This is a genomic window from Phytomonospora endophytica (assembly GCF_014202425.1).
GTDB lineage: Bacteria > Actinomycetota > Actinomycetes > Mycobacteriales > Micromonosporaceae > Phytomonospora > Phytomonospora endophytica.
In genome coordinates this window covers 260084-281540 of the sequence record NZ_JACHGT010000001.1, presented here as the reverse complement: position 1 = coordinate 281540, position 21457 = coordinate 260084, and the positions used below count along the sequence as shown (strand labels likewise).

Sequence of the window (21457 nt, the reverse complement as noted above, 5' to 3'; positions counted from 1 at the left end):
GAGCCTCACAAGTGGGCGAACGCGCGATGACGAAGGCGCGCGAGGTCTCACCGCGGAGGGCACCGCGGCCAGACCAACGTAGGTACGGCCGGGGCGGGGAACCTTGAGCGGACCTTGACCCGCCGCTCAAGGGCGGTGCGGCGATCCCTTGCTCCTTAACCGATTAAGTGCCACTCTGATCTCGCGGGTCGAAGCGCCGGGGCCACCGGGAGCCGGTTCTGTGCGCGGCGTCCGCGTTCTGTTCGCCATGGGCGCGACCGGTCGCGCGTGCCCGCAATCCTCAAGGACCGACCATGAAGCTTCGCTTAACGGCACTGGGGGCGTTCTTCGCGCTCGTCGTTTCGCTGCTCGTCCTCGTCCCTTCGACCACGGCCGTCGCTGAGCCGCGGGCGGCCGCCACCGGCTTCCACATCAGCGGCCGCGATCTCCTCGACGCCAACGGCAACGCCTTCGTCATGCGTGGCACCAGCCATCCGCACGTCTGGTATCAGGGTGAGACGGCGTCCTACGGCGAGATCGCCGGGCTGGGCGCCAACACCGTCCGCGTCGTCCTCGGCAGCGGGCAGCGCTGGGGGCCGAGCCCGGCCGCCGACGTCGCCGCCGTCATCGCCCAGTGCAAGGCCAACCGCCTGATCTGCGTGCTGGAGGCGCACGACACGACCGGCTACGGCGAGGACGCCGCCGCCGCGACCCTCGACCAGGCCGTGACCTACTGGAACAGCATCCGCGACGTCCTCATCGGACAGGAGGCCTACGTCCTGATCAACATCGGCAACGAGCCGATCGGCAACACCAACCCCGGCCAGTGGACCAGCGCGACGGCCGGCGCCGTGGCGCGGATGCGGACGCTCGGGTTCACGCACACCCTCGTGGTCGACGCGCCGAGCTGGGGCCAGGACTGGGCCAACGTCATGCGCGACACCGCGCCGACGGTCTGGGCAGCCGACCCCCAGCGCAACACGCTCTTCTCGGTGCACATGTACCAGGTCTACGGGACGGCCTCGGTGATCACCGCCTACCTCGACGCCTTCGCGCGGATGGGGCTGCCGCTGATCGTCGGCGAGTTCGGGCATGAGCATCAGGGCCAGAACGTCGACGAGGACACGATCATGGCCGAGACGCAGGCGCGCGGGATCGGCTGGATGGCCTGGTCGTACAGCGGCAACAGCGAGCCCTATCTGGATCAGACGGTCGCGTTCGACCCGACTCGGCTGACGACGTGGGGGCAGCGGGTGTTCCAGGGCGCCAACGGGGTCCAGGCGACGTCGCGTTGCGCCACGGTCTACACCGGTTGCGGGCCGGGCGGTTCGGCGCCGGCGGCGCCGACCGCGCTGGCCGTGAGCGCGACGACGTCGAGTTCGGTGTCGCTGTCGTGGACGGGTTCGCCGTCGGCGACGCAGTACCAGGTGCAGCGGGCCGCGGGCGCGTGCACGGCCGGTGGCGCCTTCACGCAGGTCGGGACGAGCACGGCCGGGACCTTCACCAACTCGGGACTCGCGGCGAACACGACGTACTGCTACCGCGTCACCGCCTCGAACGCCAACGGCACGTCCGCGCCCTCCGGCACGGTCGGCGCGACGACCACGGGCACCGGAGGCCCGAGCGGGTGCACCGCCGTCACGACGGTGCAGAACCGCTGGGGCAACGGCTACGTCGTACAGCCCGCGACCGTGACCAACACGCGGACGACCGCCATCACCGGCTGGACCGTGACGTTCACGCTCCCGGCGGGACAGGCGATCACGGGATCCTGGAACGCCACGCTCACCGGGACGACCGGAACCATCACCGCGCGGAACATGCCGTACAACGGGAACCTCGCGGCCGGGGCGAGCACGAGTTTCGGGTTCCAGGTGGGGACGCCGAACGGGAACACGCAGAGTCCGGGCGCGGTCGGCTGTACGCCGGCTTAACCCTGGGGCCGGGGGTGGTGCCGACGGCGCCGCTCCCGGGCCCTCACAGCCATCCCCGCCGCGAGGCCTGCAACCCCGCCTGGAACCGCGTCGCCGCGCCCAGTCGCTCCAGCAGGCGCGTCACCCGGCGGCTCAGCGTTCGCGAGCTCACCCCCAGGCGGCGGGCGATCGCCTCGTCCTTGACGCCCGCGTTGAGCAGCCGCAGTAGCTCCCGCTCGTCGGCGTCGAGGGGCTCGGCGACCTCTTCCAGCTCCCCCGGGATCGGCAGGCCGGTGTCCCACACCGACTCGAACAGCGCGGCCAGCGCCTCCGCCAGCGCCGACGGGTGCACCAGGATCGCGCTGCGCACGACCCCGTCGTTGATCGCCAGCGGCAGCAGTGCCCGGCGGCCGTCGACGACGACCAGCTTCAACGGCACCGTCGGCACGACCCGCGCCGTCTCCCCCGCCGCGATCATCGCCCGGACGGCGTCGTAATAGCCCGGTACCTCCAGCGCGGCCACCGCGTAGATCGCCCGGCTGCGCACGCCCCGGTCGAGCAGGGACGTCTCGGCGTGCTCGGAGGTCTTCTTGTCCACATAGGGCGGTGCGTCGAAGACGGCGACCTCGGTCGTGGCCTCCCCGACGATCGAGGCCATCGCCGCCGCGACCCGTTCCGGGCCGTCGACGACCTCCGCCAGCCGCGCCGGATCGGCCCGCAGCTGCCCCTCGGTGAAGGCCGCGACGAGCCCCGTGATCGCCTGCGTCGCCAGATCCAGGCCCGACTGGCGTTCCCGGACCAGCGCGCCGAGCCCGATGCGCGGGTCCACCGCGCTCATGCGTCCCTCGGTGCTCCCGACGAGACCGTGCGCGTTCAGTTCGGCGAGCAGCGCCGGATATTCCGGCCCCGCGACGCCCGCGCCGGCGACGAGCCCGGCGGGCGGCGCGAGCGGGTCGGCGAGCATCGCCCGGTACAGCCGTTCGGCGGCGGCGGACAGGCCGACGCCGCCGAGACTCGGCGTACCGTCGCTCATCGGTGCGCGCTGCCCCGCTCGGCTCGCGCCTGCCGGGCGGCGTCCATGGCCTCGTTGGCCAGGGCGTCGGCCCGGACGTTCTCCCCGCGCGGGATCCACGCGTAGGTCACCGTGTCGAAGGCCTCGGCCGCCTCGGCCGCGCGGACCGCGAGCGGCTTGAGGTTGGGGTGCTTGATCCGCCAGTTCCCGCTCATCTGCTCCACGACGAGCTTGGAGTCCATGCGCACGTCGACCTCGGTCGCACCGAGCTCGGCCGCCGCCAGCAGCCCCGCGATGAGTCCCTCGTACTCGGCGACGTTGTTCGTGGTCACGCCGAGGGCGCCCTGCCGGTCGATGAGGACCTCACCGTCGGCGTCGAGGACGACGGCGCCGTACCCGGCCGGGCCGGGGTTGCCGCGTGAGCCGCCGTCGGCCTCGATGGTCACCCTCACAGTCCGGACTCCTCGGTGCGCACCATGATCGAGCGGCACTCCTCGCAGCGCAGGACCTCGTCGCGGGGAGCGGTCTTGACGCGGTCGACCTCGCCGGCCGACAGCTCGATGCGGCAGGCCCCGCAGCGTCGCCCGCGGATGGGCGCGGCGGCGATCGGGGACTGCGTGCGGATCTTCTCGTACAGGGCGAGCAGGGCGTCGGGAAGTTCCCCGGCCTGCTGCTGCCGGGCCGACTTCGCCAGGGCCTCCTCGCCGGCGATCTCCCCGAGGGACTTGTCGCGGCGGGCGGTGGCGGCCTCGCGGCCGGTGTTGACCTCGTCGAGGCGGGCGGTGAGGGCGTCGACGGCGGCCTGCGCGGTCTCCCGGCGCTCCATCAGCTCCAGTTCGACGTCCTCCAGCTCCGACTGGCGCCGGGACAGGCTGCCCAGTTCGTGCTGGAGGTTCGACAGGTCCTTCGCCGAGCCGGTGCCGGCGTCGAGGCGGGCCTGGTCGCGGGCGGCGCGCTGGCGGACCTGCTCGATCTCGCGTTCCTGCCGGGCGATGTCGCGATCGATGTCGCCGACCGCCGCCTCGGCCTGCGCGTGCTCGTCCTGCGCCGTGCGGGCGGTGGTGTCGAAGCGCTCGATCTCGGCGTGCTCGGGAAGGTTGCGGCGGCGGTGGTCGAGCTGGTTGAGGGTGGTGTCGCTGAGCTGCAGGTCAAGCAGCCGTCGCTGGTCCTTCGGGTCGGCCTTCAATTGTCCTTGGCTCCTCGTTCGCGGGTGGCGTGTCGGGCTGACGGTGCTGGCGCCGCCGGTGCGGCGACGGTCGTGCGGGCGGCCGTGCTCACCGCTCCAGGCCGGTGCGGGCGGCGTGCAGGGTCCACGGGTCGGTGACCACGTCCGACACGATCGTGTCGAGACCGAGGTCGGCGCCGAGCGCGGCGGCCACCAGGTCGAGCCACGGTCGTTCAGTAGCCCAGTGTGCCGCGTCGACGAGCGCCGGTCCATCACCGGCGAGGTGTTCGCTCGCCGGGTGGTGACGCAGGTCGGCGGTGAGGTAGACGTCGGCGCCGGCCGCGGTGGCGTCGGCCAGGTACGAGTCTCCCGCACCGCCCGACACCGCCACGGTTATCACCGTACGGTTCGGGTCTCCGGCGGCTCGCACCCCCCACACCGTCTCGGGGAGGCGGTCGGCGGCGTAGGCGGTGAACTCGGCGAGGGTCATCACACCCCGGAGGTTCCCGACGCGGCCGATGCCGGTCGACGCGCCCGGCGCGGTCGGGTGCAGCGGGCGGAGGTTCTCCAGTTCCAGACGCCTGGCGAGGGCGTCGGACACGCCGGGATCGGCGACGTCGGCGTTGGTGTGCGCGACGTAGAGGGCGATGCCGGCCTCGATGAGGTCGTGCACGGCGCGGCCCTTGTAGTCGGTCGGGGCGACCGAGGACACACCCCGCAGGAGCAGCGGATGGTGGGCGATGATCATCTGGGCGTCGGCGGCGACGGCCTCGGCGATCGTCGCGGGAACACAGTCCACGACCAGCAGGGCACGCCGGACGGGACGTTCGGGACGGCCGAGGACGAGACCGACGCGGTCCCAGGACTCGGCCGTCTCCTGCGGGTAGAGGGCGTCGAGGGCGGCGGTGATCTCAGCGACGACGATGCCGTTCACGGGAGTGGTCACGGCGGGCACGTTACCGCGCGTCGCGAGGACACCTCCTCCCACACGCGCTGCCACGGGAAGAGATGCTGGGTCAGGTAACCGCGGCCCGGGTCGTGGAAGCGGTAGAAGTCCTCGCCGTAGAGGACGCAGACACCCCAGCCGCGCAGTTTCGCGACGCTTTCGGGGAAGGCGGGGTGGGCGGCGTGCGCCCAGTTCGTATAGGGCGCGGCGACGATCGGCAGGCCGCGGCCGAGCGCCTCGGCGAGCAACCCGAGGACGAGGGTGTCGCAGATCCCGGCGGCCCACTTGTTGACCGTGTTGCAGCTGGCCGGCACGACGGCGACGACGTCGGCGACGGGCAGGTCGCCCGACTCCGACGGGTGCCGATAGCGGGTGCGCACGGCGTGGCCGGTGAGCGACTCGGCGGCGGTGATGTCGAGGAACTTCGCGCCGTCGGGGCTGGAGACGACCCACACGTCCCAGCCCTCGGCGAGTGCCGGGCGGATCAGCTTGTGCACGTCGCGGGCCAGGGGGGAACCGCAGACGAGGAGGTGGAGGACCGGGCGCCCGGAGGTTTCGCGCCCGGACTCACCGGCGGTCACTCGGGACGTCCTTCGGGCGTCCCCGGGCTCTTCGCACGCGGTTCACCGACGTTCATGACGTTGACGTACCCGCTCGGCGCGGACGCCGAACCCGCGCGGTGGTGTCTTCCGACGGCCATCGCGCTCCGATAGGGGCTCGGGTTCGCCGTGCGCGACGGCCCGGCCCGGCCGGGTTCGCCGCCGTCCGCCGTGCCCTCCCTCATGCGGCGAGCCTCAGCTCTTCGGCCATCGACACCAGCAGGGCCGGTGCCGCACCCCGGCTGCGCCGGAGCACGTCGCTGATCACCTGGTGGGCGATCGGCCGGCAGCGGATCTCCAGGGGCGCGATCCGGCTCGCCTCCACCAGGAGGCGGCCCGCCTCGGGCAGGTTGCCCACCTGGTTGTAGCCGCGGGCGACGTCGAGATAGTGGTGCGCGCGCCGCTCGGGGACCAGCCGCTGGAAGGACTCGGGGTCGATGCTCACGTGCGTGTTGATGGCCATGCGCCCCTCCCCCAGTTCGACGGCCGCCGCGGCACGGTGCAGCGCGACGTTCGTCGGCCCGAAGGAGGTCCAGTAGTGGTTCTTCCCGTCGCCGACGACGTCGGCGATCTGGTCGGCCGAGCGCAGCAGCTCGCGGGCCGTCGGCAGGTCGCCACAGTGCGCCGCCGCCATCGAACCCTGGAGCAGAAGGGCGCCGTGGACGCTGTACACGGCGTCGGTCGGCGCGGGCCCGCCCTGCGACAGGATCTTCTGCGCGACCTGGATGTTGAGGTCCAGCGCGGCCCGCGAGCGCCCGAGGGAGCGCAGGGCGTTGGCGACCCGGGTGGTCGCGGTGCCGATGAGCAGCGGGTCGTCGCCGCGTTGGGCGGCACTGATGGCGCGGTCGGCGGCCAGCCACGCGAGCTGGGGCTCACCGAGTTTGCGCAGCACCGAGGAGGCGATCTGGTAGATCTGGCTGAGCAGGTTCGCCGCCTTCGGCCGGTCGCGCTCCTCGGACTCCTCCTCGACCGCGGGACCGAGTTTGAGCAGGTTGATCAGGGAGCGGGCCAGGGCGGCGTAGTTCGCCGACTCGAAGGTCATCCAGGCGTGGCTGACCGACTTCTCCAGGTCGGTGAGGGGAATGGGCTCGATCGGCGCGGCCTCGAAGAGCGTGCCGAGCCGCTCGTAGCGTTCGAGGGCCTGCCTGATGTCCTCGACCTCCACCTGGTCGACGCAGTTGGCGGTGTCCGGGCTGCGCTCGGGGTCGCGCCCGAGGAGCAGTTGCACGTCCACTTGGAGGACATCGGCGATGTCGTGCAGTACGGAGAACTTGTCGAGTCGGCGGACCCCGCGCTCGATCTTGTCCACCCAGCTCTTCGACTTGCCGATACGGTCGGCGAATACCTGTTGCGACATGGTGCGGCGTTGTCGCCAATAGGCGACCCGCCGGCCAATGGGAAGTTCCTCTGTCACGTCGACCCCCACCAGGACGAAGCAGTCTTGACCAGAAGACGGATCCGGTGTGCTGCGGCGCGCCCCGGGTTCGCACGGCGCGGGAAGTCTGCCGTCGCGGGCAGCGGCCGTACTCTCGGGGCGTAGACGTCAACCGCTTCGTCTTCCTCGACTCCGTTCCCACCGGATCGGGCGAAGATGACGAACGTATTGCTTTTTCCACCTTTCTAAGTTTTGTCTACACCGGTCCTTCACCAGACGCAACGATCAGCACGCGATTCGGTGACGTTCAATCTCTGCATCAGGCGAATTGCGTCTGCATGCGATTCGGGGAGTTGAATACCCATTCATCCGTAATTGGGTGTTTCCGATAGCACGCCTGACCTGGCATTACACCGCGACTACCCGGTTCGGGTGATTCTTGCAGCTGCAAGGTGACGAAGCGCGTGTCGGCTCGTTGACAGAGTATGCGTACACATCACCGACACCACACGCCCGGCTGGGCGGTGGCCTTCATGGTCGCCGGCACGCTCACGGCCGTGGGCGCGGGCGGCTACGCCCTCGCCGTGAGCGGAACCGCCCGCTGGATCTTCGTCCTGATCGTCGCCGCGATCGCCGTCTCCGCCTGGCTTGAAGGCCGGCCCGCCGCGCGCGCCCGCGCCGAGGCCGAGACGCTGCCGGCCTCCCGGCCCGACGAGACCGCCGCCTCGGGCAGCCGTCTCTCCCAGCTCCTCAGCGGCTTATTCGCCCGCTTCTGATCCGGACCCGTCCGAGCCGGACTCCGCCGGACCGGGCAGGGGCCCCTCGTCGCCGAGCCGCACGAGCAGGCACGGCCCGCCCTGGTAGACGCCGCCGTCGACGGCGAGCGCGAGTCCCTGGCAGTACAGGCGCGGTCCGTCCACCGCGGACGGGGCGACGCCGAACTGGTCGGCGATGGTGCTGTGCCCGTGCACGATCCGTTCGCCGCCGAGCATGCCGAGCATCGTCCGCGCGGTCCACACCGGCTGCTCGCCCTCGCCGTAGAAGGCGCGCCGGGAGGTCATGAGCCGGAAGAGCTCCCACCACTTGGCGAGGTCGTCGCCGGCGAGGACGCCGGAGACGGCCTCGTTGATCTCGTCGATGGTGGTGCCGTAGTTGAGGTAGGTGGGGGCGTCGGTGTGCATGAGCAGGTGATCGCCTTCGAGGCGCAGCGCGTGCCGGGTGCGCAGCCATTCGAAGATCTCGTCGGTGAGGCGTTCGGCGTCGCTGTCGCGGCCGCCGTTGAGGATCCACCAGGCGGCGAACTGCTTGGGCGGGTCCTCCCCGGGGACGGCCTCCTCGCCGAAGAGGTGGGCGCCGAGGAGGAGGATCTCGTGGTTGCCGAGGAGGGCGTCGACCGTGCCGCCGGCCTCGGCGGCCTGCTCGGACAGGGCCATGACGAGTTCGATGACGCCGATGCCGTCGGGGCCGCGGTCGGTGAAGTCGCCGAGGCACCACAGGCTGGCGGTGCCGCCGCTCCAGCGCTCCTCGTCGTCGACGAGTCCGGCCTCTTTCAGGGCGGCGACGAACGCGTCGCGGTGACCATGGAGGTCGCTGACGACGTAGAGGGGGGACGCCGTCTCGTCGTCGGGCATGTCTTCACCGGCAGGGACCATCGCACGATCGTACGACGCGCGATCACCGACCGCGGACCGGATGGCCTCGGCTTCTAAGACAGTATGGTGCGATTGAAGCGAGGCAGACGACCCCGGGAGCGAGCGCACGTGGCAGATGAGAAGCGCGGTGTGATGATCGACGGCCCCGACACGGTGGACCGGGACGACGCGATATGGGTCGACCGGGACGGCGGGGGCTGGCGGTTGACCGTGCACATCGCCGACGTGGACGCGGTGGCGCCCTTGGGAAGCGGGCTCGACGAGGCGGCCCGCCGGAAGGTCACGACGCGTTATCTGCCCGACGGGCACATCCCGATGATCGCCGACGGCGGCGAGGCGCGCGCGACGCTGCGGGAGGGCGCGGAGGTGCCGAGCTGCCGGGTGACGGTGCGTTTCGACGCCCACGGTGTGGCCTTCGCCTCGGCGGTGGCTCGCGGGACCCTGGCGGAGGGGAAGGCGCTGACCTATCCGCAGGCGGCCGCGGCGGTGCGGGAGCGGCGGGATCCGCTGCACGAGACGCTGTCCCACGCGCATGACCTGGCGCGCACGCTGCTGGCGCGCAGACGCGCGGCCGGCGCGCTGGCCTTCTACGACCTTCGGCAGGGTTTCGCCACGACCGAGGAGGGCAACCTGGTGCGGCTCGGCGGGGTGCAGCGCAACGCCGGGTACGTGATCGTGCAGGAGCTGATGATCGCGGCGAACGAGGCGGTGGCGGGCTGGGCGGCCGAGCACGACGTGCCGATCCTGTTCCGCAATCACCGCGCGGCGGCGGTGGCGCCTCCCCGTGACGAGTTGCTGGAGGATCTCACCGCGATGGCGGCGAGTTCGGGGAACCGGGATCTGGTCGAGAAGCGGCTGGCGATGCTGATGCGGCCGGCGACCTACGCGCCGACGGTGACCGGCCACTACGCCCTCAATCTGCCCGCGTACACCCACGCGACCTCGCCGTTGCGCCGCTATCCCGACCTGGTGACGCAGCGGATGCTGTTCGCGGCCGCCGACGGTGTCGCGCCGCCGTACGGCTTCGAGGAGCTGGCGGCGCTGGGTGAGGAGGTCAACGCCGCCATCCGCGAGCGGCGGCTGCGCACGGCCGAGCGGTACCGGGCCGAGGCGCGCAAGGAGACCCGGCGCCAGCTCGACACCGCGGCCTACGCGGCGATGGACGCCGAGACCTTCCGCAAGATCTTGAAGCTGGCGGTGACCGAGGCGGCGCCGAGGGAGGGCGTGGCCGAGGAGATCGTCCGGCGGCTCGATGTGGGGCACCTGCCGTTGCGTGAGGTGTGCCATGTGCTGTTCGACGCCGGCGGCGAGGCCTGGCGGCCGGTGCGGGAGCGGCTGGGCGACTGGCTGGCCGAGGAGCCCTCGCGGGCGGTGACGGGTCTGAGCGTCTTCGCTCAGGACCGCATCGGCGGGCCGATCTCGGAGTCACACGTGCGCTGGGACGTGTCGCCGACGGGCACGGCCCAGGCGCCGAGGTTCACCGCGCGGGTCTCGCTGCGGCTCGGCGAGGAGCGCCACGACTCACCCGCGCGGACCGCGACGTCCAAGAAGGACGCGCGGTCCCAGGCGGCACTGGCGCTGGTCTCGCGGCTGGCGGGCATCGGCGACCGCTCGGCCGACGCCGCCGCCGAGGAGCCGCAGGCGCAGCCGGGGCGGACCCGCCTGGTGCCGGCCGACCGGCATCCGGTCATGGCGGTCAACGAGTACGCGCAGCTGGGCGTGCTGACCGGGCTGAGGTTCACGTACGAGCGGGACGGTTCCCCACACGAGCCGGTGTTCACGTGCACGGTGTCGGCGGTGCTGTCGCCAGGGGGCGGCGAGCTGACCGGTACGGGCACCGCCGGGTCGAAGCAGGCGGCGAAGACCGAGGCCGCCGCCGACATGCGCGCCAAGGTCGACGCGACCTTGAGCGTCACGAGCGGCTGACCGCGTCGCGGCCGCCGGCCGCGGCCCGTTCCCGCGCCAGGGCGAGGAACGCGATGACCAGCACCAGGATGATCTCGGTGAACAGCAGCGCCCGCTGCGGGACGCCGCGCCAGTCGCCGCCGTGCATGAAGTCGGGCAGGAAGGTGCCGGTCGCGGTGATGGTCAGCAGGGTCGCGCTGATGACGACCAGTGGCAGGATCCGCCGGGCCACGCCGGTGGACCTGCGCGTGTACTCGTCGGCGTCGGCCGGCGTCGACTTCGGCAGGCACAGCGCCAGCAGCAGCCCGCCGACCGGGATCGCGCCCATGCCGACCGCCGCCGCGTAGCGGTGGATCTGCGCCGACATGGTCATCGGCACGTCGCCGACGTCGGTGGGGAAGATCGCGGCGGCCAGGAACGCCAGTCCGCCGATGACGAACACGGCCCGCATGAGCCCGGCCCACCGCATGGCGATCCGGACCCCCGCGACCGCGAAGCAGGCCGCGGCCATCGCCGTGACGCCGATCGTGAAGAGCCATCCCCCGCCGACGCCGACGTAACTGCTCACCGGCTGGCTGAGCGCGTCGACGTGGGTGGGGGCGAGGTGCAGGTAGCCCATGCAGAGCATCGCGACGAAACAGGCGGCGATGCCCGCGCGGGGCGGCGCCCAGGTGGCGATGTCGCGCGCCGTCCAGGCTCGCGGAGCCGCGACCGGGCGGACCCGGGTCGCGACGCGCGGGACCGGACGGGTCTCCCACATTCCGGCGGTCATCGGTTCACCCGCAGCGAGAGCGAGGCGTAGATCTCCTCGAAGCGGGCGAGCGAGCGCTGGTGGTCGTGCCCGGTGGCGATCGAGCGGCTGTGGTGGCCCATCCGGCGGCGGGCCAGGTCGTCGGCGAGCAGCGCGCGGAGGTGCCCGGTCAGCTCGGTGACGTCGCCGGGCCGGTACAGGAATCCGTTGTCGCCGTCGCGGACGAGATGCGGGAGGGCGACGGCGTCGGCGGCCACGACGGGCAGGCCGCTGGCCATGGCCTCCAGCGTCGCGATGCTCTGGAGTTCGGCGACGCCGGGCATGACGAACACGTCGGCGGCGGTGTAGACGAGCGGCAGGTCGGCGTCGGGGACGAAGCCGGGGAAGCGCACGTCGGCGGCGATGCCGAGTTCGGCGGCGCGGTCGGCGAGCCGGTCGCGGCAGGGGCCGGTGCCGGCGAGGACGAGCTGGACGTCCACCTCGGACCGGCGGAGGGCGGCGACGGCCTCGACGGCCTCGTGGAGGCGCTTCTCCTCGTCGAGGCGGCCGACGAAGGCGATGGTCGGGCGGTCGGACAGGCCGAGGCGCTCACGGGCGCTGTGGCGGCCGACGCGGCCAGGGGTGAACCGGTGCAGGTCGATGCCGCAGGAGACGGCTTCGACGTGACCGGTGTAGCCCTTGGCGGCGAACAGTCGCGCGGCGATCTCGGTGGGGGTGGTGACGTAGTCGGCGCGGGAGAAGACACGGGCGGCGTCGCGCCAGCCGTAGGCGGCGACGCGGTCGCGCAGGCGGGCGGGGACAGGGATGTGGTGGAGCAGGTTGTCGGGCATGAAGTGGTTGGTGGCCACGACGGGGACGCCGGTGCGGCGGGCCGCGCGGATGGTCGCGCGGCCCACGGTGAAGTGGCCCTGGGCGTGCACGACATCGGGGTCGACGCGGTCGATGAGGTCGGCGATGGTGTCGGTCAGGCCCAGTGGGGCGGTGAATCTCATCTCCGGGTGGAGCGGGATGGGCCGTGATCGCAGTCGGTGGACGGTGATCCCGTCGCGGTAATCCACAGTGGATGGTCCGAAGTCGGAGGGGCAGACGACGTGCACGTCGTTGCCGCGCTCGGCGAGGCCGGTGGCCAGGCGGAAGGTGAAGTAGGCGGCGCCGTTCACGTCGGGCATGAAGGTGTCGGTGGCGATGAGGACGCGGGAGCGGCGGACGGTGTGGACCGGTGAGCGGTTGATCGGTTCAAGCGCGAGCAGCGACATTGCGTTCTCCCTGGGGAAGTTCCGAACCGGCGGGACGCCGGGTGCGGGCGAGCAGGACGACGCCGGGCAGGATCAGCGCGGCGGATGACAGGAGCCAGACCAGGCCGAGGTCTCCGGCCGGGAAGGGCTCGCCGAGGAAGGCGAGGCCGATCGCGGCGGCGGCGACGGGGTCGGCGAGCAGGAGCGTGGCGAAGGCGAGCGTGAAGCGGCCGGAGCGGTAGGCGTGCTGGACGGCGAGTCCGCCGAGAACGGCCAGCCCGGCGGCGGCCGCGGTGTGCCAGTGCAGGAGGGCGCCGGGGTCTTCCTTGGCGGCGGCGCCCAGGACGCGGGCGAAGGCCGAGACGGCACCGAAGGAGATCCCCGCGACACCGGCCAGCAGCAGGGCGCGCCCGGCGGGACGGAGTCGCCCGGCGACGGCGAGTCCGATGAGGACGGTCCCGGCGGCGACCGCGCACAGGGCCAGTGCGGTGGCGGAGGCGAGACGGGGTTCGGCCTCCGCGCGGTGCGGCATGGCCAGGACGAGCGCGCCGAGGCCGAGCGTCACGAACAGGGCGCCGGTGACCTCGGCGGCCAGGACGCGCCGCCGGGCCAGGAACGCGGCGGTCACGACGGCGAAGAGGAGCCCGCTGACGCCGAGCGGCTGCACCAGCGACAGCGGCGCCGAGGACAGCGCGAGCAGGTGCAGCCCGACGCCCGCCACGGAGGCGGCCGCTCCGGCGATCCAGCGCGGGCTGCGGGCCAGCGTCGCCAGGAGCCGCAGGCGTCCGCCCTCGGGAGCGCCGACCGCGACGCGTTCTTGGAGCGCCGCGCCGAAGGCGAGACAGAACGCGCCGGCGAGGGCGCTGAGGATGGGCCAGGTCATGACTATGAGCCTGCGGCCCGGAGGGCTTTCGCACAGTGGGGAAAAGCCCCCTCACACCCCGGACTTACCCCCCAAGGGTGATCCCGGATCTACCCCTAAGTGGCGCTCGGGAGGAAATCTGTTTACGCTGTAAACATGACCGACACCGCGAGCCGCATCGCCGACGCCGCAAAGGAACTCCTCAGCCAGGACGGCAGCGCGGCGGTCACCATGCGCCGCATCGGCGGCAAGATCGGCATGTCCGCGATGGCCGTCTATCGCCACTACCCGAGCCGCGAAGCGCTGCTCGCCCACCTCGCCGACGGATACTTCGCCGAGCTCGCCGAGCGCTGGTCGGGATTCCCCGACGAGGCGCCCGGGCGGACCTTCACCGTCGGCCTCGACCGCATGCTCGACTTCGCCCTCGCCGAGCCGCGGATCTACACGTTCCTGTTCACCGAGCAGCGCCCGGGAGCCCGCGAGTTCGGCGAACTGCGCGCGGGGGGCTCACCGACCTTCAACCTCGTGGTGCGCGCCGTCGAGGCGCAGATGCGCGACGGGCTCCTGCGCGCCGACGACCCGTGGCTGGTCGGCCTCACCATCACCGCTCACCTGCACGGACTCATCGGACTGCACCTCGGCGGGCGCATCGGCCTGCCCGACGGCGAGTTCCGGGAGCTGTGCCACCACAGCCTGGAAAGGATCCTCCATGGACTCCGCGACTAGAAGACTCGCCGCCACCGCCGTCGCGACCCTCGTCTCGGCTCTACTGTGGACACTCGGTTCGGGGCTGACGCCCGTCGCCGCGATCACCTGGCTGGCACCGCTCCCGGTGCTGCTCGTGGCAAGCCGCACCGGCCCCCTGCTCGCCTTCGCCGCGGGCGCGCTGGCCTGGCTCGGCGGACAGCTGCCGCTGTGGACCTACTACGCCGGCGAGATCGGCATGCCGGTGCCGCTGGTGCTCGGTCTCTTCGTGGGCACGGCGCTGGTGTTCGGCCTCGCCGCCTGGCTGTTCCGGTCTCTCGTCCACAAGGGACTCCCGGTGTTCGCCGCGCTGTCGGTCCCGGCGGTGTGGGTGACGCTGGAGTACCTGTTCAGCCTGGCGATGCCGCACGGGGCGTACTGGTCACTGGCCTACACGCAGTCCGACCTGCCTCCGGTCGCGCAGACCGCGTCGGTGACGGGCGTGTGGGGCCTGACCTTCCTGGTGCTCCTGGTGCCCGCGGCGATCGCCGCCACGCTCGCGCCGGGACTGTCGCGGCGATCGCGGCGAACGACCGCGCTCGTGGCGCTGGTCCTGGTCGCCGTGCCCGTCGGCTACGGCGTCGTGCGCCTGGCGACCGCGCCGGAACCGCGTGACACGGTGGCGATGGCCGCGCTGTCGATCGATGCTCCCTGGCCCGTGATGCCTTACGAGGCACCGGAAGCGCCGGCGCTCGTCGAGGCCTACCGGGCGGCGCTGCCCGCGGTCGCGGACGCCGGGGCGGAGATCGTCGTGCTGCCCGAGAAGATCTTCTGGGTGCGCGAGACCGATGCGGCGGAGTTCCTCGCGACCTGGAGCGCGATGGCCGTCGACGCCCGCGTCGACCTCGTCGTCGGCGCCGCCCTCGGCCAGGACGGCGCCACCTACAACGTCGCGATCCACCTGCCCGCCGACGGAGGCACGCCGACCGCCTACCGCAAGCACCACATGATCCCCGGCCTGGAGACCGACGCCCCGGCGGGCGAACCCGAGCTCACCCCCGGCGAGGAACCGGCCTTCGTCCCGGGCACACCGTGGGGCCTGGTCGTGTGCAAGGACCTCGACTTCCCGCGCCTCGCCGCCGACTACCGTGCCGCCGGCGCGACCGTCCTGCTCGCCCCGGCGCTCGACTTCGGCGCCGACTACGACGAATGGCTGCACAGCCGCAGCGCGGCCATGCGCGGCATCGAGCAGGGCCTGAGCGTCGTCCGCGCCGCCGAACAGGGATTGGCGACGATCAGCGACCCCTACGGCCGCGTCAGCGAATCCGGCGGAACGGCGATCGTCGTCTCCGTCGACACCGCCGGGACCACGACCGTGTACGGGCTGCTCGGCGACTGGTTCGCGTGGCTCGCCGCGCTCGTGCTCGCCGCGTGCCTGTTCCCCATCCTGTCGCGGCGACCCCGCCCGGCCGTCACACTCGCCGCTAGTCTGCCGACATGACGACGACCGGCCCGCTCATCACCCTCGACCGCCTGCGCGCCTTCGGCGCGCGACGACAGGGCCTGGGCGGGCCGGGTTTCGCCTCGGTCACCGAAGCCGTCCTCGGTACCGGCGGCGTCTACGGCTCCTCCCCCACCTGCTACCTCTCGCTCGCCGCGCGGATCGAGGGTTTCGTCCTCGCCGACCTCGACCGCGAGCTCTACGACACCCGCGCCGTCGTGCGGCTGCGCGCGCAGCGGCAGATGGCCTACGTGCAGCCCGTCGGCGAGCTGCCGATGTTCCTGGCCGCCGCGAGACCCGGACCGAAAGGCGTGCCGACGGTCCTGCGGCAGATGGGAGCCGAGTACGCCGACTACGAGGCCGCGGCGAACCGCGTCGAGGCCGTCATGACCGGTCGCGAACCCATGTCGGTGGCCGAGATCCGCGCCGAACTCGACGAGGAGCACCTGCGGCTCGTCGTGGCGCTCATGACACGGGAGACGCGGCTGGTGCGCACCCGCCCGCGCGGGTCCTGGCGCAGCGACGGCTACGGCTACGCGCGCTGGAGCGACTGGGTCGGCGAGCCCGTCGCCGAACTCGGCGAAGCGGCCGCGCGAACGGATCTGGCCCGTCGCTACCTGTCGGTCCTCGGCCCGGCGACACCGGCGGACCTGCGCTGGTGGGCCGGATGGACCGCTGGCGAGACGAAGGCCGCGCTGGCCGCGCTCGCCGGGGAGACGACGCCCGTCCGGCTCCAGTACCCCGACGGCGACGCCGAGGCGCTGGTGCTGTCGGCCGACCTGCCCGAACTGGAGGACGCGGCGCCACTCAGCGGCGTCCGGCTGCTGCCCATGTGGGATGCCTACCCGATGGGCCACAAGGACCGCCGCCGGATCGTCGCGCCCGACCGTCACGGCCAGGTCATCGACCCGGTCGGCAACGCGACGTCGATGATCCTCGCCGAGGGCGAGGCCGCCGGTGTGTGGCAGGGCGACTAGGACGGGCTGCCGGAGCGGCTGACGATCCGGGCGGCGCCGTTCGCGGCGGCGGGAAGGCACTGGGACGCGATCGAGGCCGCGGCGGAACGGCTGGCGGCGGCGGTCGGCGCCTCCGCGCTGAACGTCGTGCGCGAGGCCGAACGCGGGCCGCTGACGCAGGGCGTGCGCAACACGTTCATGTCACCGGTATCGCTCGGGGCCGCCGTCTAGCCACAATGGACGGATGGACGATGGAGACGCCGTCATGGAGGCCGCGCGCCGGGCCGGGAAACGCGGCGACGCCGCCGAGTACGAGCGGCTGCTGACCGAGGCCGCCGCGCTCGGGCACGCCCACGGCCTCAACGATCTCGGCATCCTCCGCGCCGGCGCCGGCGACATGGAGACGGCCCGGTCGCTGTGGCTGCGGGCGGTCGACGCGGGCGCCGTCCTCGCTGCCGAGAACCTCGCCCACGACGCCGAACTCCGCGACGACATGGCCGCCGCCGAACGCTGGTGGCGGCACGCCGCCGACCACGGCAGCGCCGTCGGCCTGCGCGGGGCCGGTGTGCGCGCCTACCACCGCGGCGACGTCGCGGAGGCCCGCGACAGGTTCACCAGGGCCGCCGCCGCGGGCGACGACGAGGCCGCGAAGTACCTGCGCACCCACCCCGTCGCCGCTCCCCGCCACCCCCGCGACGCCCGGGCGCGCCTCGCCGACGGCGACGTGGAACTGGCCGAAAGCCTCTTCCGTGACGCCGCCATGAACGGCGACCTGGAAGCCGCCTACAACCTCGGCCTGTTCTACGAACGCAAGGGCGAGCACGCCAAAGCCGAACCCCCATGGCTGCTCGCCGCCCGCAAAGGCATGCCCGAAGCCCAGCACGCCCTCGCCGGGCTCTACGAGCGACGCGGTGAAGACGCCATGGCGACGGTGTGGCTGCGCAAGGCTGTGACGGCGGGCCTCCCCCAGGCCCAGGCGACCCTCGGGGAACGCCTCGCCGACGCCGGGCAGGACGCCGACGCCGAACCCTTGCTCCGCGCGGCCGCCGCGGCGGGCAGCGTCAGCGCGGCCTGCGCCCTGGGGACGATGTACCACCGGCTGAGGCGTCACGCCGACGGCGAGGCGCTCTGGGCGCACGCCGCCCGGGGCGGGGACGCCTGGGCGGCTCGCCGGCTGGCGGAGCTGGCCGAGGCACGCGGGAAGTCGTGGCGGGCACGACGATGGCGGCGGCTGGCGGAGGCCGGTGGCAAGGCGCCGGAGGACGGGATGGGGAGGAGGGTGAGGGTGCCGCGGGGGAGGTCGTTTCCGGGAGACGCCTAGAAGGCCGGATCCGGCCCGGTACATTCTCCCGAAGTGCGTGCTCAAGGCGGTGCCCGGTGCCTCGACGGACGCGGGATCCGCGCGGGCGAGGTCGCACAGCCACATGAGCGCACGTGATGACGTGTCCACCAGCCGCGAGGAACGCCGCGCCCACCGACCGTCCGTCCTCGTTCAGCACCCGCGCGACGGACATCTCCGTCCGAGCGATCGACATCAGCCACCCCCGGTCGACACCACCCCGAAGCATCCATAGTGGACCGGCCGGTGCCACCCGCGCCACTCACGTCCGCGGGGCGCCTACCCCTCCGGATCCTCCCGCAACCGCCGCCCCGCCTCACGGCAGGCGTCGAGCGCCCGTCGCGCCTCCACCGGCGTCCGCCGGGCCAGACCGCACGACGGCGTGACCACGACCTGCTGCGGCAGCTTCGCGGGCGTGAGCCCGAGCCGTCGCCACAGTTCGCGTGCGGCCGTGCCGGGGTCTCGGGCGTCGCTGCCGGCGAAGAGCCAGAAACCGCCGTCGAGTGCCTCGCCGAGGGGGTCGAGCGTCTCGGCCTTGTCCAGGTCGAGCAGCGACATGTCCAGCGCGACCCCAGCCGCGCCGGTCTCGGCGAGCAGGGCTACCGGCACGTCCGGCGCGCAGCTGTGGACGACCACGGGTACGGGCAGTGCGCCGATCAGTCCACGGAGGCGTTCGGCGACGACGGTCGCCTCGACGGGCCGGTAGCGCGCCAGGCCCGACTCGGTCGGGACGGCACCGGCGAGCACGGCGGACAGCGAGGGCTCGTCGAGCTGCAGGATCACGGTGGCGCCGGGGATCCTGCGGGCGAGGTCGGCGACGTGTTCGCGCAGGCCCTCGGTGAGCGACGCGGTGAGGTCGCGCACGGCACCCGGGTCGCGCAGGATGGCGCCGCCGAGCGGCCGCTGGACGCTCGCGGCGAGCGTCCACGGCCCGGCCGACTGGACCTTCAGCACACCGGCGTACCCGTCGGCCTGCTCGGTCAGGGTGTCGAGGTCCCGGTCGAGGAAGTCGAGCGCCCGGCGCAGATCGCGGCCGGGACGGTCACAGGTCTGCCAGCGGGCGGTGTACAGCTCGACGGGGAACTCCGCCAGCAGCGCCGCCGACCGGCCGATGATGTCGGCGCCCGGCCCGCGCGCGGGCAGTTCGGGCAGATGCGGCAGGTCCGGCAGCTCACCGAGCACGATCCGGGTCGCCTCGACGACGTCGGTGCCCGGCAGGGAACCGATGCCACTCGCCGCTCCCGGCGGCAGTGCGGGCCGGTCAGCCACGCTCGGCTCCCGTGATGGTCGCGCTCGCCAGGACGACGTCGCCACCACCGTCGGGGAGGTAGGCGACCATGGCCTGTCCCGCCGACACACCCCGCGCGGGGGCGCGCAGGTGGGCGGTGACCTCGTCGCCGTCGGCGACGAGCGTCGCCGCGTGCACCTCGCCGTGCGCGCGCAGCTGGACCTCGCACTCGATCGGCTCGGTCCGCGCCACGCCGTCGGTCCAGATCGGCCGCTTCCCGCGCACGATCGTGACCTCAAGGGCCTCGCGCGGCCCGACGGTCACCGTGTTCGACACCGGCGTGATCGACAGCACGTACCTTGGCTTCCCGTCGGACGCCGGGCGCGTCAGGCCGAGACCGTGCCGCTGCCCGACGGTGTAGGCGAAGGCGCCGTTGTGCTCGCCGAGGACCTCGCCGGACTCCCCGTCGACGATGTCGCCGGGCTTGGCGCCGATCCGCTCGGTGAGGAAGCCGCGGGTGTCGCCGTCGGCGATGAAGCAGATGTCGTGGCTGTCGGGCTTGTCGGCGACGGCGAGGCCGCGCTCGGCGGCCTCGGCGCGGACCTGCTCCTTGGTGATGTCACCCAGCGGGAAGATCGCCCGCGACAGCTGCTCGCTGTTGAGCACGGCCAGCACGTAGGACTGGTCCTTGCCCATGTCCACCGACCGGCGCAGCACACCGGCGTCGATACGGGCGTGGTGACCGGTGACGACGGCGTCGAAGCCCAGCGCGACGGCCCGGTCGAGGACCGCGGCGAACTTGATCTTCTCGTTGCAGCGCAGGCACGGGTTGGGCGTGCGGCCGGCGGCGTACTCGGCGACGAAGTCGTCGACGACGTCCTCGTGGAAGCGCTCGGCCATGTCCCACACGTAGAAGGGGATGCCGATGACGTCGGCGGCCCGCCGGGCGTCGCGGGAGTCCTCCAGGGTGCAGCAGCCTCGCGCACCCGTCCGGTAGGTCTGCGGGTTGCGCGACAACGCCAGGTGCACGCCGGTGACGTCGTGCCCGGCCTCGGCCGCACGTGCTGCGGCCACCGCCGAGTCCACTCCGCCCGACATGGCGGCCAGTACCTTCATGCTCACCCGTAGAGGTTACGTCCCCGAAGGCCCGCCACCCATATGCCCTATGTCGCCGACGCAGCCCGCGCCCGCTCGACGGCCGTCGGGAGGGCCGCGATGAGCTCGTCGACGTCCTCCTGCGTGGAGGTGTGGCCGAGGCTGAAGCGCAGCGTGGACCTCGCGAGGGTCTCGTCGGCGCCCATCGCGAGCAGCACGTGCGAGGGCTGGGCCACACCGGCGTTGCACGCCGAACCCGTGGCGCATTGCACACCGGCGGCGTCGAGGAGCATGAGGATCGCGTCGCCCTCGCAGCCGGGGAAGGACAGGTGGGCGTTGCCCGGGAGCCGGTTCACCGGGTCGCCGTTGAGGATCGCGTCGGGGACGGCGTGCCGCACCCGCGCGATCAGGTCGTCGCGCAGCAGGGTGAGGCGTTCGGCGGTGGCGGCCTGCTCGGCGACGGCGACCCGCAGGGCCGCGGCGAAGGACACCACTCCGGGCACGTCGAGGGTGCCCGAGCGCACGTCGCGCTCCTGCCCGCCGCCGTGCATCAACGGGGTCACCGGGACGTCCCGGCCCAGTAGGAGAACGCCGACACCGGCGGGCCCGCCGAGCTTGTGACCGGTCACCGTCAGCGCCGACGCGCCCGAGTCGGCGAAGGACACCGGAACCTGGCCCACCGCCTGGATCGCGTCGGTATGCAGGGGTATGCCCTGTTCATCGCACACGGCCGACATTTCACTGATTGGCTGGACCGTGCCGACCTCGTTGTTGGCCCACATCGCCGTCACGAGCGCGATCTCGTCGCCGTGCTCGGCGAGGACCCCCGCGAGCACGTCCATCCTGATCCGGCCCGCCGCGTCGACCGGGAGCCAGCTCACGGTGGCCCCTTCGTGACGCTCCAGCCACTCCACGGCGTCGAGTACCGCGTGGTGCTCGATCTCGGAGCACAGCACCCGCCGCCGACCCGGTTCGGCATCCCCACGCCCCCAGAACATGCCCTTAACTGCGAGGTTGTCGCTTTCGGTACCGCCCCCGGTGAAGATCACCTCGCTGGGCCGGGCGCCGAGATCGGCGGCCACCGACTCGCGCGCCTCCTCGACGAGGCGCCGCGCGCCCCTGCCCGCCGCGTGCAGCGCCGAGGCGTTGCCGAGATGCGCGGCTGCCGCCACATACGCTTCGAGCGCGTCGGGCAGCATCGGGGTCGTGGCGGCGTGATCAAGGTAGGCCATGGCATGCACAGCCTACCGAGGCGCGAAC

21 protein-coding genes are annotated in these 21457 nt (G+C 72.7%); 7 read left to right on the top strand and 14 right to left on the bottom strand.

The genetic code is table 11. The features are described from left to right. Positions 1 to 293: 293 nt before the first annotated feature. Complete coding sequence (locus HNR73_RS01200; protein WP_184785308.1) at positions 294 to 1913, top strand: cellulase family glycosylhydrolase; 1620 nt, start codon at positions 294 to 296, stop codon at positions 1911 to 1913. Between the two features lie 43 nt (positions 1914 to 1956). Here the strand turns inward: HNR73_RS01200 and HNR73_RS01195 are convergent, their stop codons facing one another. The 6 genes from HNR73_RS01195 to HNR73_RS01170 form a co-directional block, all read right to left on the bottom strand. Beyond that, positions 1957 to 2925 (bottom strand): helix-turn-helix transcriptional regulator, encoded by a 969-nt coding sequence (locus tag HNR73_RS01195; protein ID WP_184785307.1) that lies wholly within the window; start codon positions 2923 to 2925, stop codon positions 1957 to 1959. Further along, positions 2922 to 3356: a reverse transcriptase-like protein gene (locus HNR73_RS01190; protein WP_184785306.1), complete on the bottom strand. Its 435-nt coding sequence runs from the start codon at positions 3354 to 3356 to the stop codon at positions 2922 to 2924. Before HNR73_RS01190 ends, HNR73_RS01195 begins: the two co-directional genes overlap by 4 nt. Next, positions 3353 to 4090 (bottom strand): zinc ribbon domain-containing protein, encoded by a 738-nt coding sequence (locus tag HNR73_RS01185; protein ID WP_184785305.1) that lies wholly within the window; start codon positions 4088 to 4090, stop codon positions 3353 to 3355. Before HNR73_RS01185 ends, HNR73_RS01190 begins: the two co-directional genes overlap by 4 nt. 88 nt (positions 4091 to 4178) lie before the next feature. Further along, on the bottom strand, positions 4179 to 5015 hold the full coding sequence (locus tag HNR73_RS01180) for a Nif3-like dinuclear metal center hexameric protein (protein ID WP_184785304.1): 837 nt from the start codon (positions 5013 to 5015) through the stop codon (positions 4179 to 4181). Continuing rightward, positions 5012 to 5596: a flavoprotein gene (locus tag HNR73_RS01175; protein WP_184785303.1), complete on the bottom strand. Its 585-nt coding sequence runs from the start codon at positions 5594 to 5596 to the stop codon at positions 5012 to 5014. The genes HNR73_RS01180 and HNR73_RS01175 overlap by 4 nt, the downstream gene beginning before the upstream one ends. A gap of 199 nt (positions 5597 to 5795) precedes the next feature. After that, a complete protein-coding gene (locus HNR73_RS01170) occupies positions 5796 to 7028 on the bottom strand; it encodes a helix-turn-helix domain-containing protein (RefSeq protein WP_275414603.1) in 1233 nt (410 codons plus the stop codon). A gap of 494 nt (positions 7029 to 7522) precedes the next feature. On the opposite strand from HNR73_RS01170, the gene HNR73_RS01165 reads away from it, so the two are divergent. Continuing rightward, entirely contained in the window at positions 7523 to 7765 is a 243-nt protein-coding gene (locus HNR73_RS01165) for a hypothetical protein (protein ID WP_184785301.1), read from the top strand. Here HNR73_RS01165 and HNR73_RS01160 read toward each other — a convergent pair. After that, positions 7748 to 8641, bottom strand: coding sequence for a metallophosphoesterase (locus HNR73_RS01160; protein WP_221330624.1), 894 nt, complete (start codon positions 8639 to 8641; stop codon positions 7748 to 7750). The two genes, HNR73_RS01165 and HNR73_RS01160, sit on opposite strands and share 18 nt — an antisense overlap. A gap of 108 nt (positions 8642 to 8749) precedes the next feature. Here HNR73_RS01160 and HNR73_RS01155 point away from each other — a divergent pair, with 108 nt between their 5' ends. Beyond that, the gene (locus HNR73_RS01155) at positions 8750 to 10567 is read left to right on the top strand and encodes an RNB domain-containing ribonuclease (protein ID WP_184785300.1); all 1818 of its coding nucleotides are present in this window, start codon (positions 8750 to 8752) and stop codon (positions 10565 to 10567) included. On the opposite strand, the gene HNR73_RS01150 is transcribed toward HNR73_RS01155, so the two are convergent. The 3 genes from HNR73_RS01150 to HNR73_RS01140 are packed head-to-tail and all read right to left on the bottom strand — an operon-like array spanning position 10554 to position 13415. After that, on the bottom strand, positions 10554 to 11318 hold the full coding sequence (locus tag HNR73_RS01150) for a DUF998 domain-containing protein (RefSeq protein ID WP_184785299.1): 765 nt from the start codon (positions 11316 to 11318) through the stop codon (positions 10554 to 10556). The genes HNR73_RS01155 and HNR73_RS01150 overlap by 14 nt on opposite strands. Continuing rightward, a complete protein-coding gene (locus HNR73_RS01145) occupies positions 11315 to 12553 on the bottom strand; it encodes a glycosyltransferase (protein ID WP_184785298.1) in 1239 nt (412 codons plus the stop codon). Before HNR73_RS01145 ends, HNR73_RS01150 begins: the two co-directional genes overlap by 4 nt. Continuing rightward, complete coding sequence (locus tag HNR73_RS01140; RefSeq protein ID WP_184785297.1) at positions 12534 to 13415, bottom strand: DMT family transporter; 882 nt, start codon at positions 13413 to 13415, stop codon at positions 12534 to 12536. Before HNR73_RS01140 ends, HNR73_RS01145 begins: the two co-directional genes overlap by 20 nt. Before the next feature lie 135 nt (positions 13416 to 13550). Between HNR73_RS01140 and HNR73_RS01135 the strand changes: the two genes are divergently transcribed. From HNR73_RS01135 to HNR73_RS01125, 3 genes are read left to right on the top strand one after another with little or no spacing between them, the layout of a single operon-like run. Further along, a complete protein-coding gene (locus HNR73_RS01135; RefSeq protein WP_184785296.1) occupies positions 13551 to 14120 on the top strand; it encodes a TetR/AcrR family transcriptional regulator in 570 nt (189 codons plus the stop codon). Beyond that, a complete protein-coding gene (locus tag HNR73_RS01130; protein WP_184785295.1) occupies positions 14104 to 15579 on the top strand; it encodes a nitrilase-related carbon-nitrogen hydrolase in 1476 nt (491 codons plus the stop codon). Before HNR73_RS01135 ends, HNR73_RS01130 begins: the two co-directional genes overlap by 17 nt. Next, positions 15576 to 16556: a DNA glycosylase AlkZ-like family protein gene (locus HNR73_RS01125; RefSeq protein WP_184785294.1), complete on the top strand. Its 981-nt coding sequence runs from the start codon at positions 15576 to 15578 to the stop codon at positions 16554 to 16556. Before HNR73_RS01130 ends, HNR73_RS01125 begins: the two co-directional genes overlap by 4 nt. On the opposite strand, the gene HNR73_RS01120 is transcribed toward HNR73_RS01125, so the two are convergent. Next, a complete protein-coding gene (locus tag HNR73_RS01120; protein WP_184785293.1) occupies positions 16553 to 16735 on the bottom strand; it encodes a hypothetical protein in 183 nt (60 codons plus the stop codon). The genes HNR73_RS01125 and HNR73_RS01120 overlap by 4 nt on opposite strands. A gap of 44 nt (positions 16736 to 16779) precedes the next feature. Between HNR73_RS01120 and HNR73_RS01115 the strand changes: the two genes are divergently transcribed. Further along, a complete protein-coding gene (locus HNR73_RS01115) occupies positions 16780 to 17856 on the top strand; it encodes a tetratricopeptide repeat protein (RefSeq protein WP_184785292.1) in 1077 nt (358 codons plus the stop codon). 297 nt (positions 17857 to 18153) lie between these two features. On the opposite strand, the gene HNR73_RS01110 is transcribed toward HNR73_RS01115, so the two are convergent. Genes HNR73_RS01110 through HNR73_RS01100 form a run of 3 tightly spaced genes read right to left on the bottom strand, consistent with a single transcriptional unit; the run spans position 18154 to position 21429 of the window. Further along, complete coding sequence (locus HNR73_RS01110) at positions 18154 to 19143, bottom strand: uroporphyrinogen decarboxylase/cobalamine-independent methonine synthase family protein (protein WP_184785291.1); 990 nt, start codon at positions 19141 to 19143, stop codon at positions 18154 to 18156. Beyond that, a complete protein-coding gene (gene mnmA / locus HNR73_RS01105) occupies positions 19136 to 20218 on the bottom strand; it encodes a tRNA 2-thiouridine(34) synthase MnmA (protein ID WP_184785707.1) in 1083 nt (360 codons plus the stop codon). Before mnmA ends, HNR73_RS01110 begins: the two co-directional genes overlap by 8 nt. Positions 20219 to 20265: 47 nt before the next feature. After that, the gene (locus tag HNR73_RS01100) at positions 20266 to 21429 is read right to left on the bottom strand and encodes a cysteine desulfurase family protein (RefSeq protein ID WP_184785290.1); all 1164 of its coding nucleotides are present in this window, start codon (positions 21427 to 21429) and stop codon (positions 20266 to 20268) included. Positions 21430 to 21457 lie beyond the last annotated feature (28 nt).